The sequence below is a fragment of the Microbacterium xylanilyticum genome, from assembly GCF_054654695.1.
Genome location: NZ_BAAIEN010000002.1, coordinates 153989 through 170823 on the forward strand (window position 1 = coordinate 153989; position 16835 = coordinate 170823).

At 69.5% G+C, this 16835-nt stretch carries 11 protein-coding genes and 2 pseudogenes; 3 read left to right on the forward strand and 10 right to left on the reverse strand.

Annotation, left to right across the window (positions count from 1 at the left end; translation table 11 throughout):
• Positions 1-53: 53 nt before the first annotated feature.
• From narI to ACYQ1L_RS01285, 4 genes are read right to left on the reverse strand one after another with little or no spacing between them, the layout of a single operon-like run.
• Positions 54-812 (reverse strand): respiratory nitrate reductase subunit gamma, encoded by a 759-nt coding sequence (narI, locus tag ACYQ1L_RS01270; protein WP_460002409.1) that lies wholly within the window; start codon positions 810-812, stop codon positions 54-56.
• Positions 800-1498 (reverse strand): nitrate reductase molybdenum cofactor assembly chaperone, encoded by a 699-nt coding sequence (gene narJ / locus ACYQ1L_RS01275; protein WP_460002411.1) that lies wholly within the window; start codon positions 1496-1498, stop codon positions 800-802. The genes narI and narJ overlap by 13 nt, the downstream gene beginning before the upstream one ends.
• Complete coding sequence (narH, locus tag ACYQ1L_RS01280; RefSeq protein WP_460002413.1) at positions 1495-3147, reverse strand: nitrate reductase subunit beta; 1653 nt, start codon at positions 3145-3147, stop codon at positions 1495-1497. The genes narJ and narH overlap by 4 nt, the downstream gene beginning before the upstream one ends.
• Positions 3144-6899, reverse strand: coding sequence for a nitrate reductase subunit alpha (locus ACYQ1L_RS01285; RefSeq protein ID WP_460002414.1), 3756 nt, complete (start codon positions 6897-6899; stop codon positions 3144-3146). The genes narH and ACYQ1L_RS01285 overlap by 4 nt, the downstream gene beginning before the upstream one ends.
• Before the next feature lie 261 nt (positions 6900-7160).
• Between ACYQ1L_RS01285 and ACYQ1L_RS01290 the strand changes: the two genes are divergently transcribed.
• Both ACYQ1L_RS01290 and ACYQ1L_RS01295 read left to right on the forward strand, forming a co-directional pair.
• Positions 7161-8342 carry an MFS transporter gene (locus ACYQ1L_RS01290; protein WP_460002416.1) on the forward strand — a complete coding sequence of 394 codons (1182 nt, stop codon included), beginning with the start codon at positions 7161-7163 and terminating at the stop codon, positions 8340-8342.
• A gap of 412 nt (positions 8343-8754) precedes the next feature.
• Positions 8755-9375, forward strand: coding sequence for an HAAS signaling domain-containing protein (locus ACYQ1L_RS01295; RefSeq protein ID WP_460002417.1), 621 nt, complete (start codon positions 8755-8757; stop codon positions 9373-9375).
• A gap of 87 nt (positions 9376-9462) precedes the next feature.
• Here ACYQ1L_RS01295 and istB read toward each other — a convergent pair whose 3' ends face one another.
• Together istB and istA are read right to left on the reverse strand one after the other, a co-directional pair.
• Positions 9463-10272 carry an IS21-like element helper ATPase IstB gene (gene istB / locus ACYQ1L_RS01300; RefSeq protein WP_460002418.1) on the reverse strand — a complete coding sequence of 270 codons (810 nt, stop codon included), beginning with the start codon at positions 10270-10272 and terminating at the stop codon, positions 9463-9465.
• Entirely contained in the window at positions 10269-11927 is a 1659-nt protein-coding gene (gene istA / locus ACYQ1L_RS01305) for an IS21 family transposase (RefSeq protein ID WP_460002419.1), read from the reverse strand. Before istA ends, istB begins: the two co-directional genes overlap by 4 nt.
• 244 nt (positions 11928-12171) lie before the next feature.
• Between istA and ACYQ1L_RS01310 the strand changes: the two genes are divergently transcribed.
• Positions 12172-12432: a hypothetical protein gene (locus ACYQ1L_RS01310; RefSeq protein ID WP_460002421.1), complete on the forward strand. Its 261-nt coding sequence runs from the start codon at positions 12172-12174 to the stop codon at positions 12430-12432.
• A 78-nt stretch (positions 12433-12510) separates the two neighbouring features.
• Here the strand turns inward: ACYQ1L_RS01310 and ACYQ1L_RS01315 are convergent, their stop codons facing one another.
• From ACYQ1L_RS01315 to ACYQ1L_RS01330, 4 genes and pseudogenes are all read right to left on the reverse strand, one after another.
• Positions 12511-13548, reverse strand: coding sequence for an FUSC family protein (locus ACYQ1L_RS01315; protein ID WP_460002422.1), 1038 nt, complete (start codon positions 13546-13548; stop codon positions 12511-12513).
• Between the two features lie 536 nt (positions 13549-14084).
• Positions 14085-14834: pseudogene (locus ACYQ1L_RS01320) on the reverse strand (P-type ATPase actuator domain-containing protein); the annotation flags it as partial.
• Between the two features lie 110 nt (positions 14835-14944).
• Positions 14945-16629 (reverse strand): annotated as a pseudogene (gene kdpA, locus ACYQ1L_RS01325) (potassium-transporting ATPase subunit KdpA).
• Complete coding sequence (locus ACYQ1L_RS01330) at positions 16629-16718, reverse strand: potassium-transporting ATPase subunit F (protein WP_233311593.1); 90 nt, start codon at positions 16716-16718, stop codon at positions 16629-16631. The pseudogene kdpA and the gene ACYQ1L_RS01330 overlap by 1 nt, the downstream one beginning before the upstream one ends.
• Between the last annotated feature and the right edge of the window lie 117 nt (positions 16719-16835).

The window sequence follows — 16835 nt, forward strand, 5'->3', positions numbered from 1 at the left end:
GCGTGGTTGTGCGGACCGGTGCTCGCTCCTCGGCCGCAGCTCCGCTCCGAGGGTCACGGCCGGTGGAGCCGCCGCGGGTCGGGCGCCTGCACAGGTTGCCAGCCGCGCCGGGCGGGACGCATCCCGGTGCGCTGGTCGCGGGTGCGGTAGACGATGTACGGCCGGAAGAGGTAGAACACTGGCGCGGAGAAGACGTGCACGAGCCGGGTGAACGGCCACAGGATGAACAGGAGGGTCGCGGCCAGGGCATGCAGCTGGAACAGGATCGGCACACCGGCCATGAGCTGCGGCTCGGGATGGAAGAGCAGGATGCTGCGCACCCACGGCGAGACCGTCTCGCGGTACTCGTAGCCGGCGCCGAAGATCTGCGTCGTCACGGTCGCGAGGGCGCCGAGGAGGATCGTGCCGCCGAGGAACACGTACATGACCTTGTCCATCGTGGTCGTGGCGAGGAAGACGGGCCCGACCGTGCGGCGGCGGTAGATGAGGAGGGCGAGCCCGACGATGGTGATGATCGCGGCGAACGTGCCGAGGCCGACGGCGGCGAGGTGGTACAGCCATTCGGGGACGCCGAGCGCGGCGATCCATTCCATCGGGATGAGGAGCCCGACGATGTGCCCGGCGAGCACGAGCAGGATGCCGTAGTGGAACAGCGGTCCGCCCCAGCTGAGCAGCCGGTTCTCGTACGTCTCACTGGAGCGTGAGGTCCAGCCGAACTGGTCGTAGCGGTACCGCCAGGTGTGGCCGACGACGAACACCGCCATCGCGATGTAGGGCAGAACGCCCCACAGCATGAGGTTCAGCGTGTCCATGCGTCCTCCCGGCTGTCTGCCCGCACCGCGAAGGGCGGCAGGGAATCGATGCCGACGGTCTCTGTCGGTGGACCGTCGTTCACGAGCCGCAGGTAGCGCTCGCGTGTGCGCTCGTCGATCGGCGGCAGCGACAGCGTCACGGCCCGCACGATGCCGGCCCACGGGCTGTCCTGCGATTCGAGGGCGAACCGCAGCACTTCCACGCCCTCGCGGTGGGCGGAGAGAATGCCGGCGGCGATGGGCGAGTCGGTGGATGCCGACAGCTCCAGCACGGCGGGGAGGTAGTCGGGCAGCTCCTGCGCGTCGAACTCCCACCCGGCCGCGCGGTACGCGTCGAGGAACGTGACGAGCGCGGCGCCGCGCTTGCGCGTGTCGCCGGTCGCGTAATAGGTGAGGTACAGGCTGCACTTGCGCTTGAGGTCGAACGTGGCGACGTACTGCGTCTGCCACGCGTCGGGGCCGGCGGCGGTCGCCGCATCCATGAATCCATCGAACAGCTCCGCGATACGGGGCGGCAGGGTCGCGACGTACGGGCGCAGCACCGGTAGCCGCGCGAACCACTCCGCATCGGGGTAGTCCAGGAGGAGCGAGGCCACCATGTGCGCCGTCGCGCGCTGTTCGCGCCGCAGCGGCACGGACGGCAGCGGGTCCGGCAGCAGCCGCTTCGGGGTGACGCGGCCGATCATGCGTCGTCGTCCTTCGCGTCGGGCGCGGGCGGGAATAGCCCTTCGGGACTGCCGTTGCCGTCCCAGTTGAGAAGGTTGACCCGCCCCGCGGTCGAGGGCCGATCCGCGGTCTGGCGGTTCTGCAGGGCGTGGAAGTTCTCGACCGCGACCGGCTGCGGGGCTCCGCTGGAGGTGCCGAAGCGGCCGGGTCCGTACATCCCCGGTCCGCCGTCGTAGTCGAGCGAGCATGCGAGCTCCTCGAGCTGGGCGGCCTGCTCGGCGTGCGCCTTCGGGATGACGTACCGGTCGTCGTACTTCGCGATGGCGAGGAGCCGGTACATCTCCTCGACCTCGGCGCCCGTCATCCCGATCGCCGCCGGGATCGACTCGTCGCGCTCGTCGTCGAGGTTGATGCCCCGCATGTATGAGCGCATCGCGGCGAGCGTACGCAGCGACTTGTCGACGGGCTTCGTGTCGCCCGCCGTGAACAGCTCCGCGAGGTAACCGATGGGGATGCGCAGCTTGTCGATCGCGGCGAAGAGCGTGCGGGCATCCTCGCCGTCGTTGCCGGAACCCGTCACGACGTCGACAACCGGGGAGAGCGGCGGGATGTACCAGACCATCGGCATCGTGCGATACTCCGGGTGCAGCGGCAAGGCGATCTCGTAGTCGTGGATGAGCCGCCAGATCGGGCTGCGCTGCGCGGCCTCGAGCCAGTCCTCCGGGATGCCGTCGCGGCGGGCAGCCGCGATGACCTCGGGGTCGTGCGGGTCGAGGAGCACGCTGCGCTGGGCTGCGAGCAACTGCTTCTCGTCCTCGACGGCGGCCGCCTCGGCGACCCGGTCGACGTCGTACAGCACGAGTCCGAGGTAGCGAAGCCGCCCGACGCACGTCTCGGAGCACACCGTCGGCTGCCCGACCTCGATGCGCGGGTAGCACAGCGTGCACTTCTCTGCCTTGCCGGTCTTGTGGTTGAAGTACACCTTCTTGTACGGGCAGCCCGACACGCACATGCGCCAGCCGCGGCAGCGGTCCTGGTCGACGAGCACGATGCCGTCCTCCGCGCGCTTGTACATCGCGCCGGACGGACAGGATGCCACGCACGAGGGGTTCAGGCAGTGCTCGCATATGCGCGGCAGGTAGAACATGAAGGCCTGCTCGAAGTCGGCCTGCACGTGCTCGCTCATCTTCTGCAGGATCGGGTCGGCCGCCATCGTGGCCGCCGATCCGCCGAGGTCGTCGTCCCAGTTCGCCGACCACGTGATCTTCATGTCCTCACCGGTGAGGAGGCTCTTCGGACGCGCCACGGGGGTATGCGCGCTCTCCGGCGCGTTCAGCAGCATGTCGTAGTCGTAGGTCCAGGGCTCGTAGTAGTCCTGGATCCCGGGCAGCTTCGGATTCGAGAAGATGTTCAGCAGCTTGTTGATCCGGCCGCCCGCGCGCAGGCGCAGCCGCCCGCTCTTCGTCCGGACCCAGCCGCCCTGCCAGCGGTCCTGATCCTCGTAGGTGCGGGGGTAGCCCTGCCCGGGCCGCGTTTCGACGTTGTTGAACCACACGTACTCCATGCCCGTGCGGTTCGTCCACGCCTGCTTGCACGTGACGCTGCAGGTGTGGCATCCGATGCACTTGTCGAGATTCATGACCATCGACATCTGCGCCATGACCTTCATCGGTATTCGACCTCCTGGCTGCGGCGGCGGATCATGGTGATCTCGTCGCGCTGGTTCCCGGTCGGGCCGAGATAGTTGAACGCGAACGACAGCTGCGCGTACCCGCCGATGAGATGGCTGGGCTTGAGCAGGATGCGGGTGAGCGAGTTGTGGATGCCTCCGCGCAGCCCGCTCGTCTCGCTGATCGGGACATCGATCGTGCGGTCCTTGGCGTGGTACATGTACACCGTGCCCTCGGGCATCCGGTGCGACACGATCGCCCGCGCGACCACGACGCCGTTCCGGTTGTACGCCTCGATCCACTCGTTGTCGACCACGCCGATCTTCCCGGCATCCTGCGGGCTCATCCAGATCGTGGGGCCGCCCCTCGAGAGCGACAGCATGAAGAGGTTGTCCTGGTACTCGGAGTGGATCGACCACTTCGAGTGCGGCGTCAGGTAGCGCACGGCGACCTCGGTCTGGCCCGCCGATCCGGGTCCGGCGATGCGTGTGGTCGCTCCGACGACGGGGTCGTCGAAGAGGCGGTGCAGGTCGAGCGGCGGGCGGTAGATCGGCAGGTTCTCGCCGAGCTCCTCCATCCAGTCGTGGTCGAGGTAGAAGTGCTGGCGCCCGGTGAGCGTGTGCCACGGCTTCAGCTGCTCGACGTTGACGGCGAACGCGGTGTAGCGCCGTCCGCCGCGCTCCGACCCCGACCACTCGGGTGACGTGATGACGCTGCGCGGCTGCACCTGCACGTCACGGAAGGCGATGCGCGTGCCCTCGTGCTCCGCGGCGAGGAACGCCATCGGCTGTCCGGTCTTCTTCTCGAGCTCCCGGAACCCCTGCACCGCGAGCCGGCCGTTGCTCGTTCCGGACAGCGCGAGGATCAGCTCGCATGCACGCTCGTCGGAGTCGAGCCGCACGCGGCCGGCGGCGACGCCGGTGCGCGGATCGTCGGGGAACACGCCGTTGATCTGTCCGAGGTGCTTCAGCTCCGGTTCGGCGTGGAATGTGACGCCCTTTGTCGTCAGGCCGAGCTTCTCGGTCAGCGGGCCGACGGAGCGCCATTTGTCGACGAGGGCGGGATAGTCGCGCTCCACGACGATGAGTTTGGGCATCGTGAGGCCCGGGACCGGCGGCGCGCCGTCGACGACGCGGCCGTGCGGCGTGGCCATCGCGTCCGGCGTGTCGTGCAGCAGGGGCGCGGCGACGAGGTCCTTCCGGACACCGAGGTGGGTGCGCGCCATTTCGCTGAACCGCTGGGCGAGGAGCCCGAACATGTCGAAGTCCGTGCGCGTCTGCCACGGGGTGTCGATCGCGGGCGTGAACGCGTGGATGAACGGATGCATGTCGGTCGATGACAGGTCGTGCTTCTCGTACCAGGTGGCCGCCGGCAGCACGATGTCGCTGTACAGCGTCGTGCTCGTCATCCGGAAGTCGGCGGTGATCAGGAGGTCGAGCTTCCCGTTCGGTGCATCATCGCGCCAGGTCACGGTCTTCGGTCGGGCGGAGGCGCGCGTCTCGGGCGCGCGGACCGCCGCATCCGTTCCGAGCAGGTGCTTCAGGAAGTACTCGTTGCCCTTGCCGGAGGATCCGAGGATGTTCGCGCGCCACACCGTCACGATGCGCGGGAAGTTCGCCGGGGAGTCCGGGTCCTCGGCCGCGTAGCGCAACGACCCGTCGGCGAGCGAGTCGACGACGTACTGCGCCGGCTCGACCCCGGCCACCTCCGCCTCGTCGACGAGATCGAGCGGGTTGCGGTCGAACGTGGGGTAGCTCGGCATCCAGCCGCGCTTCGCGGACTCGACGAGGCAGTCCGCCGTCGTGCGGTCGGCGAAGCGTCCGCGTGCGAGCGGCGAGGCGAGCTGGTCGGCGGGTAGCCCGTCGTACCGCCACTGGTCGGTGGCGAGGTACCAGAAGGCGGTGCCGATCATCTGCCGGCCCGGGCGCGACCAGTCCGCCGCCGTGGCGTACTGCGAGTATCCGGTGAGCGGACGCACCTTCTCCTGCCCGACATAGTGCGCCCAGCCGCCGCCGTTGACACCCTGGCATCCGGTCATGGTGGTGAGGGCCAGGAACGTCCGGTAGATCGTGTCGGAGTGGAACCAGTGGTTGGTGCCGGCGCCCATGATGATCATCGAGCGGCCGCCCGAGCGGTCGGCGTTGTCGGCGAACTCGCGGGCGATGCGCGTCGCCTGGGCCGCGGGGACGGACGTGATCTCCTCCTGCCACGCGGGCGTGCCGGGGGCGGACGCGTCGTCGTATCCGGTCGGCCAGACACCGGGGAGGCTGTCGCGCGCGACGCCGTACTGTGCGAGCAGCAGGTCGAAGACGGTCGTGACAGTGCGCCCTGCGACCTCGCGGGTCGGCACACCGCGCACGACGACGCCGGATCCGCCCTCGTGCTCGTGGCCGGGCTCGGGGGTGAGGTCGAAGCGGGGCAGCGAGATGGCCGCCGCCGCTCCGTCCCACCCGGGCACGTCGGCGATCGACAGGGGTGGCACGGCGTCGCCGAGGTCGAGGTTCCAGCGGCCCTCGTCCTCCGGCGAGAAGCGGTGTCCGAGGCTGCCGCCGGGGACGAACGGCGTGCCCTCGGCATCCATCAGCACCGGCTTGAAGTCTCCGTTCGCCTCCGTGGATCCGGCCAGGTCCGAAGCCGTGACGAACTTTCCGGGCACGAGCACCCCGTCGCGGTCCTCGAGGGTGACGAGGTACGGCGCATCCGTGTAGCGGCGCAGGTAGTCCTCGAAGCGCGCGGTCCGCTCGCCGACGAGGAACTCGGAGAGGATGACGTGGCCCATCGCGAACGCGAGTGCGCCGTCGGTGCCCGGGTGCGGCGCCACCCATTCGTCAGCGAACTTCGTGTTGTCGGTGTAGTCGGGCGAGACCGTGACGACCTTCGTGCCCCGGTAGCGGGCCTCGGCCATGAAGTGCGCGTCCGGCGTGCGGGTGACGGGGACGTTCGAGCCCCACATCATGAGGTAGCTCGCGTTCCACCAGTCCGCGGATTCCGGCACGTCGGTCTGGTCGCCGAACACCTGCGGGCTCGCGACGGGCAGGTCGGCGTACCAGTCGTAGAACGACAGCATGACCCCGCCGAGGAGGCTCATGAACCGGGCTCCCGCGCCGTGCGACACCATCGACATCGCGGGGATGGGAGAGAATCCGGCGATGCGGTCGGGTCCGTAGGTCTTCACCGTGTGGATGTGGGCGGCGGCGGCGATCTCGATGGCCTCTTCCCACGTGCTGCGCACGAGCCCGCCCTTCCCGCGCCGACGGCGGTAGGACATCGATGCCTCGGGGTCGGCCATGATCGACGCCCACGCGTCGACGGGGTCCGGGTGCGTCTCCTTCGCCGTGCGGTACAGATTCAGCAGCGTGCCGCGGACGTACGGGTAGCGCACGCGGGTGGGCGAGTACGTGTACCAGCTGAAGGCGGCGCCGCGGGGGCAGCCGCGCGGCTCGTACTCCGGCGAGTCGGGACCGACGGACGGGTAGTCGGTCTGCTGCACCTCCCAGGTGATGATGCCGTCCTTGACGTACACCTTCCATGAGCAGGACCCCGTGCAGTTGACGCCGTGCGTCGAGCGGACGACTTTGTCGTGCGACCAGCGATCGCGATAGAACACGTCGCCCGCGCGCCCGCCCTCCAGGAACAGCGTGCGCAGATCCGGAGACACCTCGCGCGGCTGTAGGAAGCGCCGCATCCCGACAAGGGCGTCGGCGAGGGCGCCGTCCGTCGACGGGTGGATGTCACTGTCGCGCGGTGTCATGGGGCCCTCCGATGTCGCCTGCCTGAAGCTTGGCCTGTCGCGTACCGTCCTCACGCCAGTATCCACCGTGCCTATTCGAATGTCAGGCCCTGGCCGATAAACACGGCGAAGACGCTCGTGGCGAAGGCCCGACCTCCGCTAGCGTCGTCCTCGACAGGCGGCTTCTCGACGACGGGACGAGCCATGGACACCACGAATCACGCCGATCAGGCGATACCCGCGGAAGTGCAGAACGTGGAAAGCGGTCCACTGCGCGGCGGGATGGCACAAGTCGTGCTCGCGACGCTCGCATCGACGGTCGGGTTCTGGGCGTGGATGCTGATCGCTCCGCTGCAGAAGACCTATGCGACCGCGATGCACCTCGACGAGGGGCAAATCTCGCTGATGCTCGCGACGCCCGTGCTCGTCGGCGCCCTCGGACGCATCGTCGTCGGGGCATACACCGACCGCTTCGGCGGGCGGAAGATGTTCTCCGGCGTCCTCGTGGCGGCCGTCCCCGCGGTGCTGATCGTGATGTTCGCCGGCATGATCTCGAGCTTTCCCCTTCTTCTCGTGGGGGCGTTCCTGCTCGGGATCGCCGGAACGATCTTCGCCGCCGGCATCCCGTTCTCGAGCGCCTGGTTCCCGCCCGCGCGCCGCGGGTTCGCGAACGGCGTCTTCGGGATGGGGATGATCGGAACCGCCGTGTCGGCGTTCGCGACGCCCCGGCTCGTCGAGGCGATCGGCTACGTCCCGACGCACCTGCTCGTCGTCGGGATCATGCTGGTCGCGGCGATGGCCGTGTGGTTCTTCATGAAGGAGTCGCCGGCCTGGAAGGCGAGCAGCCAGCCGCTCGTGCCGAAAGTGCGCGGGGCGCTGAAGCTCCCGGTCACGTGGGAGATGGCGTTCCTGTACGGCATCGTGTTCGGCGGATTCGTCGCCTTCTCGACTTTCCTGCCGAAGTACCTCACGACGATCTACCCGAACGAAGTGGATCCGGTGGGAGCGGGAACACGCACCGCACTCTTCGCGGCCGCAGCGGTCGTTGCCCGCCCGATCGGCGGAGCGCTCGCCGACTGGCTCGGCCCGAAGATCGTGTCGCTCGTCTCGCTCGCCGGCATCGTGTCCCTCGCGTACCTCGTCGGGCAACAGCCACCTGAGGGAATCGTCACCGGGGTCACCTTCATCCTCATGGCCGCAGCGATGGGGCTCGGGATGGGCGCCGTCTTCGCATGGGTCGGCCCGTCGACACCGCCCAACAAGGTCGGCGCCGTCACAGGCGTGGTAGCCGCCGCAGGCGGCCTCGGCGGCTACTTCCCGCCACTCGTCATGGGCGCGACCTACAACCCCGCGACGAACTCCTACGCGCTGGGGCTGTGGATGCTCGTCATCGTCGGGGCGATCGCGCTCGTCGTGGCCGGGATGCTGCGAGACGTACGCGCCACCCCGGGTGGTGGGGCGTAATGCACGGACAGGCGGCAGATTGTGGTCAGCTGTCCAGGGCCGCTGTCGCGCCGTGGGTGGAAGTTGCGCATGGTCGCCTCTTGCTCTGTCGCGTACTCTAGGCGGACGCTGGAGTAGTGGGCCGCGGGTGAGATCGACTGGCCTTGCGCCGTTCGCGCCCGTGAGCCAGCGCGATCCTGAGAGGCACCACGTGAACCGTGGATTGTTGCTTCGAGCACGGGCGTCAGATTCCTGATCACCCAGCCCCTTCCCGCGGCCCGCGTGTGATGTGGGAGGAGACAGGCGATGGGTGTCGTTCATGAAGGCGCTGCGGAGATCAATATCACCAAACGCGACGCGAAGGTAGCGATCCGGGGTCCCGGTCCTGGTCGCCACTCCGAGATGCAGTCGACCACACCCTGAGGAGGAACTCATGAACACCGTCCCAAGCCTCCCTGCGCAGGCGAGTGCGTGGCTGCACGCGGTGTCAGCGCAGCTCTCGGAGGTTGACCCCGTCCAACGCGACGAGATCGTCGATGGTCTCCGCTCCCACATCCAGGAATCCATCGATGCCGGCGCCGACGTAGACTCCGTGCTCGCACAACTCGGCGACCCGGCAACCGTGGCGGACGAAGCCGTCCGGGATGATCCGTCCCAAGCCCCGCACTACCTCAACGCGAAACGCGTCCTACAGATCGTCGCCGCAGCTCTCGCCCTGATTGCCACCGTGGCGCTCTGTGTGCTCCCCAGCTACGTGAGCGTGACCACGGACTCGCGCGGCCACGAGAAAATCGAGACCCAGCCGCTGCTTGCCGTCATGGGGCCGGCCTACCTGCTGGTGCTCCTCATCCCCGTCGCCATCACCGTCGTTCCGCTGTTCCTCCACGGCCGTGCATGGAAGATTTCGTCCATCGTCGCAGCAGTCCTGCTCGGAGGCTTCGCGATTCTCGGCGCCGTCAGCATCGGCCGCTACTATCTGCCGGCAGGCATTATCGAAATCATTGCCGCCTGCCTGCCACTTCGTTCGCGCCGTCACGAGCGCCGGATCGTCTGAGCACGTACGAACTCGCTCACCTATCCGACCGGATGGCGATTCGAGTCCGGTGGCGATGGCGACGTAACGGCGAACCGCCCGCCTGTTCTATCCCGCGGCCTCGCGTCGGGTGTGGTTGAGGCGGTACGAATCGGTACCGGTCTCGATGATGGTGCCGTGGAAGGTGAGCCGGTCGACGATCGCCGCGCACAGACGGGGGTCAGTGAACGTCTTCGTCCATCCGCTGAAGGCCTCGTTGGTCGCGATCGCGACGGAGGCCTTCTCCTCGCGCTCGGTGAGGACCTGGAAGAGGAGTTCGGCGCCGCGGCGGTCGAGTTCCATATAGCCGAGTTCGTCGATGAGGAGTAGGTCGACGCGCCCGTAGCGGGCGATGGTGCGGTTCAGTTGCATCTCGTCGGCTGCTTCGACGAGCTCGTTGACGAGCCGGGTGGCGAGTGTGTATTTCACCCGGTAGCCCTTCTCCGCGGCGGCAGTGCCAAGGCCGATGAGCAGATGCGACTTCCCTGTGCCGGAGTCGCCGATCAGGCAGAGGGGTTCCCCGCGTCTGATCCAGTCGCCCTGGGCGAGGGTGTGGATGGTCGCGGGGTTGATGTTCGGGTTCGCGTCGTAGTCGAAATCGGCCAACCATTTCTGCCTGGGGAACCCGGCGTTCTGGACGCGCCGGGTGATGGAGCGACGGTCGCGGTCGTCGACCTCCGCGAGAAGCAGTTCGGCAAGGTAGCCGAGATAGGACAGCTGCTCCCGTTTCGCGGTCTGCGTGGCCTCCTCCATCACGGCCCGGATGGTCGGCAACCGCAGCCGCCGGCACGCGGCATCGACCGCGGCTGCGGCGGCTTCCTCGGTCAGCCCGCGACGAGGGCGGAGCGTGTTCGAGACGTTCGTGATCGTCGGGCTCATGCGCCGGTTGCTCCTTCACTGATGGATGCGGTGGTTGCCTGCTTCGCCGCCCTCTTGGTCAACAGGGCGTCGTAGCCCGCAACCGACGGGACGGGCCGGGTGTCTGGCGGGAGGCCCGCGATCACCGCGGCCGGGTCGGTGAGCCGACGTTGCGTGAGGGAGACCACTTTCGGCATCGCCTCCACCTCGACGAACGGGATGTCATTCTGCTCTGTCCCGGCTGCAGCGAGGCGTGCTTCGACGGCGACGACGTCGGCGGTCACCGCCCCCACGGTCAGCGCGGCGCGAAGGCCCGCGAGCACCGCCTCGTCGGGCATGCTGCGGTGCAGGAGGAGCACGTCAATGAGCTCCCTGGTGCCAGCGGCGTCGCCGTTGACCTTCCGCGACTCGGCCCAGAACGCCTCATGCAGGCCGGTGAAGACGCCGGTGTTGCGGGCGTGAGCGAGGGCGGTCGACCCGCCCAGCGCGCCGGGCTTGTGCTGAAGCACCTCGAGATAGTGGTCCAGGAGAACGGCCTGCCCATACCGGTCGATCACCCGCTCATGCCTCGCTACGACAGTGCGGCCGTCGAAGACGACGAGCTCTGACGCGCGCAGCGAGACGCGGAGTTTGCGGCCGATGAACCGGACCGGGACGGAGTACTTCGCCTGCCTCACCGCGACCAGGGCGGAGCGGTCGACGCGTGGGTAGAGCTCGAGTCCGGGATCGAACCGGTCCCGCGGGAGTGTGGCCAGGCACTCCTGGTCGGCCTGGTAGTCGTGGGCGACGGTGCTGATCTTCTGCCCGATTCGCCGGTTCTCGTCCCGCAGGTCCCAGTCCCGGATTCGCTCGTTGAGGTCCGCGAGCGAGTCGACGACGGGCATGGGTGAGAGCCAGGTGCGTCGGAACCGGCCGACTTCGCCCTCGATGCCGCCCTTCTCATGAGCACCGTTGATGCCGGGTTCGCAGTAGAACGCGTCGAAACCGTAATGCGAGCGGAACAACGCCCACCGGGTGGTCTCCACCCGCGCCCGCCCGGACAGGACCTGCGTGACCGCGGGTGACAGGTTGTCGTATTTGATCTGCAGCGTCGGGACGCCGCCGAGCTCCTCGAACGCGTCGATATGGCCTTCCAGGAACGCTTCTAACGCCTGCGTCGGATACACGCGGTGCACGGCCCGTCCGGAGTGGGAGAGCCGGTAGGCGAACATGTAGCACTTCGTCTTCACCCCGCCCAGGATCACCCACAGCTCACCGAAGTCGACCTCGGCTTCCGCGCCGGGGGCGTGTTCCTGCGGCACCATCGCCATCGAAGCCCCACCGGTGCCGAGGATCTCCGGGCGCCGCCACCGCACATAGTCCCGCACCGTGGGGTAGCCGACATCGGCACCGTGCTCGTCAAGGAGCCGGTGCCAGATCCGGGTCGCGGTCTGCCGCTGCTTGCGGGGGGCGTCGATGTCCTGCCGCAGCATCCCGTCGATCAACTCGCGCACCGCGTCCAGCTTCGGCGCCGCCTGTTGCCGAGGCTTCCTCCTGGGTGGGTCTGCAGACTCCAGCGCCTGCCGCACCGTTCTCCGGTGCACGCTGTGTCTGCGCGCGAGTTCGCGGATCGAGAGCCCCTCGACTCTCGCGTCCCGTCGAATTTGCGCGAACAGTTCCACCCTGACCGACTCCATCCGGGGCCCCTTCCGTCGTCACGAACAGCGACGAGACCACGATCAGGTGGGGCCAGATATCTGCGACACATTCACCCGGGCGAGTCGCGAGTGGGGCCGCTCAACTCTGACACGACGGGGCCCCCCAGCACTGACACAGCCACGCCGCTTCGCGCACGGGTGGATCCACCGCGTCCTTCCGCAGGACGCCCCGGCCGACCCGGTCTCCGGGGCCGCCTCCGGCACCGCGACGGACGGGCTCGCCGTGGCCGTGCTCGACGTCGCCGATCCGGCCGACGCGTGGCTCGCGTTCCCCGGCGGTGCCAACGGGCTGGTCTGGCTGAACGGCTTCCTGCTGGGTCGGCGCCGCGCGGTCGGTCCGCAGGTGACGCTGTACGCCCCGGCGCCGCTGTGGCGCCCCGGACGCAACGAGATCCGCGTACTCGACACCGACGCGCTCGGATCGGCCGTCGAGGTCCACGAGGAGCCCGACTTCGGACCCGTGGAGGAGTTCATCGGATCCTGACCGGATCCGTCTCGCTCAGGGGCCGGCCTGCCTGCCGGTTCCTGAGCGAGCGCAGCGAGACGAAGGACGCCCGGATCCTCACGACTCGTCGCGCAGGCCCGCGCGGATCCGGCGCAGATCCTCCGTGAGGGATCCGATCAGCACCCAGTTCCGGGAGGAGGGCGGGCGGATGTCGAGCGGCGAGGTGAGCGCGGGGATCGCCGAGGTGAGCGCCTCGGGCTCCGGCACGACCTCGGCGAGCTGGACGGCGAGGCGCACGTCGTGGCCCGCGCGGTGCAGCTGGTCGGCGATCGCCGGCACGGCGGGTTCGGCCGACAGCGTCTCGTCGTACTGGTCGACGTAGGCGCGGGTCATCCCGATCACCTGGGTCACGATCGGGCTGAGACGCTCCAGCAGCGCCCGCATCGCGGCGAGCTCCGCGCGGTGGCGGGATCCCCGGGGGTTCAGCGTGAGCGATTCCTCCGCGGCGCTGAGCGCGGCGTCGGCGGAGTCCCGCATGGGGCGCAGCAGGCGCGCCTCCAGCATGAGCTCCTGCCGGCGCTCGGGTCGCTGCTCGCCGAGCACTGCGTCGCCGAGCCGGTCGAGGGTCGCCGCCAGCTCTCCGCCGAGCAGCGCGAGGTCGCGCCGGGCCGGTTCGACGAGCACCGGCGGCACCACGAGCACGTTCACCACGAAGCCGATCGCCGCGCCGATGAGCGTCTCCAGGATCCGGTCGACGGCGTAGTCCGGGCTCGCGGAGCCCAGCGCCAGCACGAGCATCGCGGAGATGGCGACCTGGTTCGCGGTGCCCGGGGTGGCCTTGAACGACCACGCCACGACCATCGCGACCACGACGGCGAGCAGCACGACCCAGCTGAGTCCGCCGAGTGCGAGGCTCAGGAGCACCGCGATCACGACGCCCGCGATGACGCCGATGCTGCGCTCGAGGGCCTTGGCGAAGGACTGGTTGACGCTGGGCTGCACCACGAGCAGGGCCGCGATCGCGGCGAACACGGGCAGGTGCCCCGGCACGAGCCAGCCGGCGATGAGCCAGGCCGCGATCGTGGCCGCCGCCGACTTCGCCACCTGGAGCAGGGGTGCGCGCCGGCTGGCGCGGAGGGCGGCGAGCGGACGCATGCCTCCACGGTAGTCCGGCCCCCTGTGCGGCGCCGGGGGCGGCGTGCTCGGCGGGCGGCCGGATCCGCATCTGAGGCCGGACCTGTGCCGATCTGAGGCCGGACCTGTGCCGATCTGAGGCCGGATCCGTGCGGATCTGAGGTGGGTCGGGTGCGGGATCTGATGCGCGGGCTGCGGAAGATAGGGCATCTGCCCGATGGGGGCGGGGTGCCTTAGCGACGAGTGTATGAGTACCGGAGAAGGAGAGATCATGACCATGCATCCCTCGATGAGCTACCGCATCACGACCCTCGAGATCGAGCAGGCGGCGATCCGCGCGGAGCGCGCGCGGATGATGGCCGAGCACGCCGATCAGATCGTGCGCCGCGACGGGATCCTGCGCCGCGTCCTGCGCCGCCTGCAGGTGAGTGCCGGCACCTCGACCACCGCGCGCCCGGCGCCGGAAGCCCTGGTCGTCCCGACGGCTGTCGCCCGCCCCGCCGAGCCCGTCCAGGGTGCCGCGGCCCCCGCGGCACCGGTCGTCGCGTCGGTGGCGTGGGGGTGCGCTGCCGGTCCGCGCCCTCGACGAGGGCGATCATGCGGTCGACGAACGTCTCGCCCGGCTTCGAGGTGATGCGCACCACGATCCGGTCCGACAGCACCCGGGTGCCGCCGGTGACGGCGCTGCGGTCACCGCCCGACTCCCGCACGACGGGGGCGCTCTCGCCGGTGATCGCGGACTCGTCGACGGTCGCGATGCCCGCGATGATGTCGCCGTCGCCGGGGATCGGCTCGCCGGCCGCGACGATGACGATGTCGTCGCGGCGCAGGTCGCTCGACGCGACCTCCTCTGTGGCGGCCTGTTCCGCGGACGGATCCGTGGCGGCCTCGTAGTGGACCACGCGGCGGGCCAGCGTGCTGGTGCGGGTCTTGCGCAGCGTCGCGGCCTGCGCCTTGCCGCGCCCCTCCGCGACCGACTCGGCGAGGTTCGCGAAGAGCACCGTGAGCCAGAGCCAGACCGCGATCGACCAGGTGAAACCGTTCGGGACGGGCGTGCCGCCGGAGGCCGCGGCGCCCGAGCCGAGGAACGGCTCGGCGATCGCGAGCACCGTGGTCAGCGCGGCGCCCGCCCACACGAGCAGGATCACCGGGTTGCGCAGCAGCGTCGCCGGGTTCAGCCGGCGCAGCGCTCCCGGCAGCGCCTGCACGAGCTGGCTCCAGCCGAACGCGCGCTGCGGGCGCTTCGGAGACGAGGGCCCTGAGCCTGTCGAAGGGTCGTGCTGGGCGGAGGTCCCTTCGATCCCCATGGCCCTCTCCAACCAGCGCTTCGCGCTGCTCGGAGCCTCGGGGCCACGGGGCCCCCGCTCAGGGACCGGAGCGGCGGTGTGAGGGGACGGAGCTGCGGCGTTCGTGGCGGTCATCGGACGAGTCCTTCTGCGAGCGGCCCGAGCGTGAGCACGGGGAAGTAGGTGAGGGCGGTGACCACGACGGACACCGCGATGAGCAGCCCGACGAACTGCGGGCGGTGGGTGGGCAGGGTTCCCGCGGTCTCGGGGACGTGCTGCTGCTGGGCGAGGGATCCGGCCAGGGCCAGCACGAACACGATCGGGACGAAGCGCCCGAGCAGCATCGCGACGCCGAGCGCCGTGTTGAGCCACGGTGTGTCCGCGGTGAGCCCGGCGAAGGCGGATCCGTTGTTGTTCGCCGCCGAGGTGAAGGCGTAGAGCACCTCGCTGAGTCCGTGCGGGCCCGGGTTGAGGATCGAGGTCTTCTCGACGTCGCTGCGGATCCCGGGGATCGCGAAGCTCAGGGCGGTGCCGGCGAGCACGAGCGTCGGGGTCACCAGGATGTAGAGGCTGGCGAGCTTGATCTCGCGCGGGCCGAGGCGCTTGCCCAGGTACTCCGGTGTGCGGCCGACGAGGAGCCCGCCGACGAACACGGCGATCACGGCGAGAGGATGAGCATCCCGTACAGGCCGGATCCGACGCCGCCGGGGGCGACCTCGCCGAGCATCATGTTGATCATCGGCATCATGCCTCCGAGCGGGGTGAACGAGTCGTGCATCGCGTTGACCGCGCCCGTGGACGTGAGCGTCGAGGCGGTGCCGAAGAGGGCGGATCCGAGGATCCCGAACCGCTGCTCCTTGCCCTCCATGGCGGCGCCGGCGAGCTGCGTCGCCGCGCCTCCGCCGCCGAGTTCGAGAGCGCTGAGGGCGACGAGCGAGACGAGGAAGATCGTGCCCATGACGGCGGCGATCGCGTAGCCCTGACGGTGGTCGCCGACCATGCGGCCGAACGTGCGCGGCAGGGCGAAGGGAATGGCGAGGATGAGGACGATCTCGAGCAGGTTCGTCCACGGCGCGGGGTTCTCGAACGGGTGCGCGGAGTTGGCGTTGTAGAAGCCGCCGCCGTTGGTGCCGAGGAGTTTGATCGCCTCCTGCGAGGCGATGGGTCCGCCGGGGATCGCCTGCGCGGTGCCGGCGAGCGTGTGCACCTCGGTGAAGCCGGACAGGTTCTGCACCACCCCTCCCGCGATGAGCGCGAGCGCCGAGAGCACCGCGAGGGGCAGCAGCAGACGGATCAGGCCGCGGATGAGGTCGACCCAGAAGTTGCCGATCGTGGCGCTGCCGCGGCGGGCGAAGCCGCGCACGAGGGCGATCGCGATCGCGATGCCGACCGCGGCCGAGGTGAAGTTCTGCACGGCGAGGCCCGCGAGCTGCACGAGGTGGCCCATGGTCTGCTCGGGCGAGTACGACTGCCAGTTGGTGTTGGCGACGAACGACGCGGCCGTGTTGAACGCGGGCCCCTCGGGCACCGCGGGCAGGCCGAGCGACAGCGGGAGCACCTGCTGCACCCGCTGCAGCAGGTAGAGCAGCAGTCCGACCACGGAGAAGGCGAGCACGCTGCGGGCGTAGGCCCGCCAGGTCTGCTCGGAGGACGCGTCCACGCCGATCAGACGGTAGACGCCGCGCTCCACGCGCAGGTTCCGGGAGCCGGTGTAGACACGGGCCATGTAGTCGCCGAGAGGGCGGTACAACAGCACGAGAACGGCGATGAGGGTGGCGGCCTGGAGCACGCCGAGCCAGATGCCCGCCGCGCCCATCAGAACTTCTCCGGGGCGACGAGGGCGACCACGAGGTAGCCGATCGCGGCGATCGCGAGGGCGGCGGCCACGATCTCTATGACGATCACAGCTTCTCCACCCCCTTCGCGATCAGCGCGACCAGGGCGAAGAGCGCGAGCGTTCCCGCGACGTAGACGACGTCGAGCACGGATCCGATCGAACCGGCTCCCTCGCCGCAGACGGGG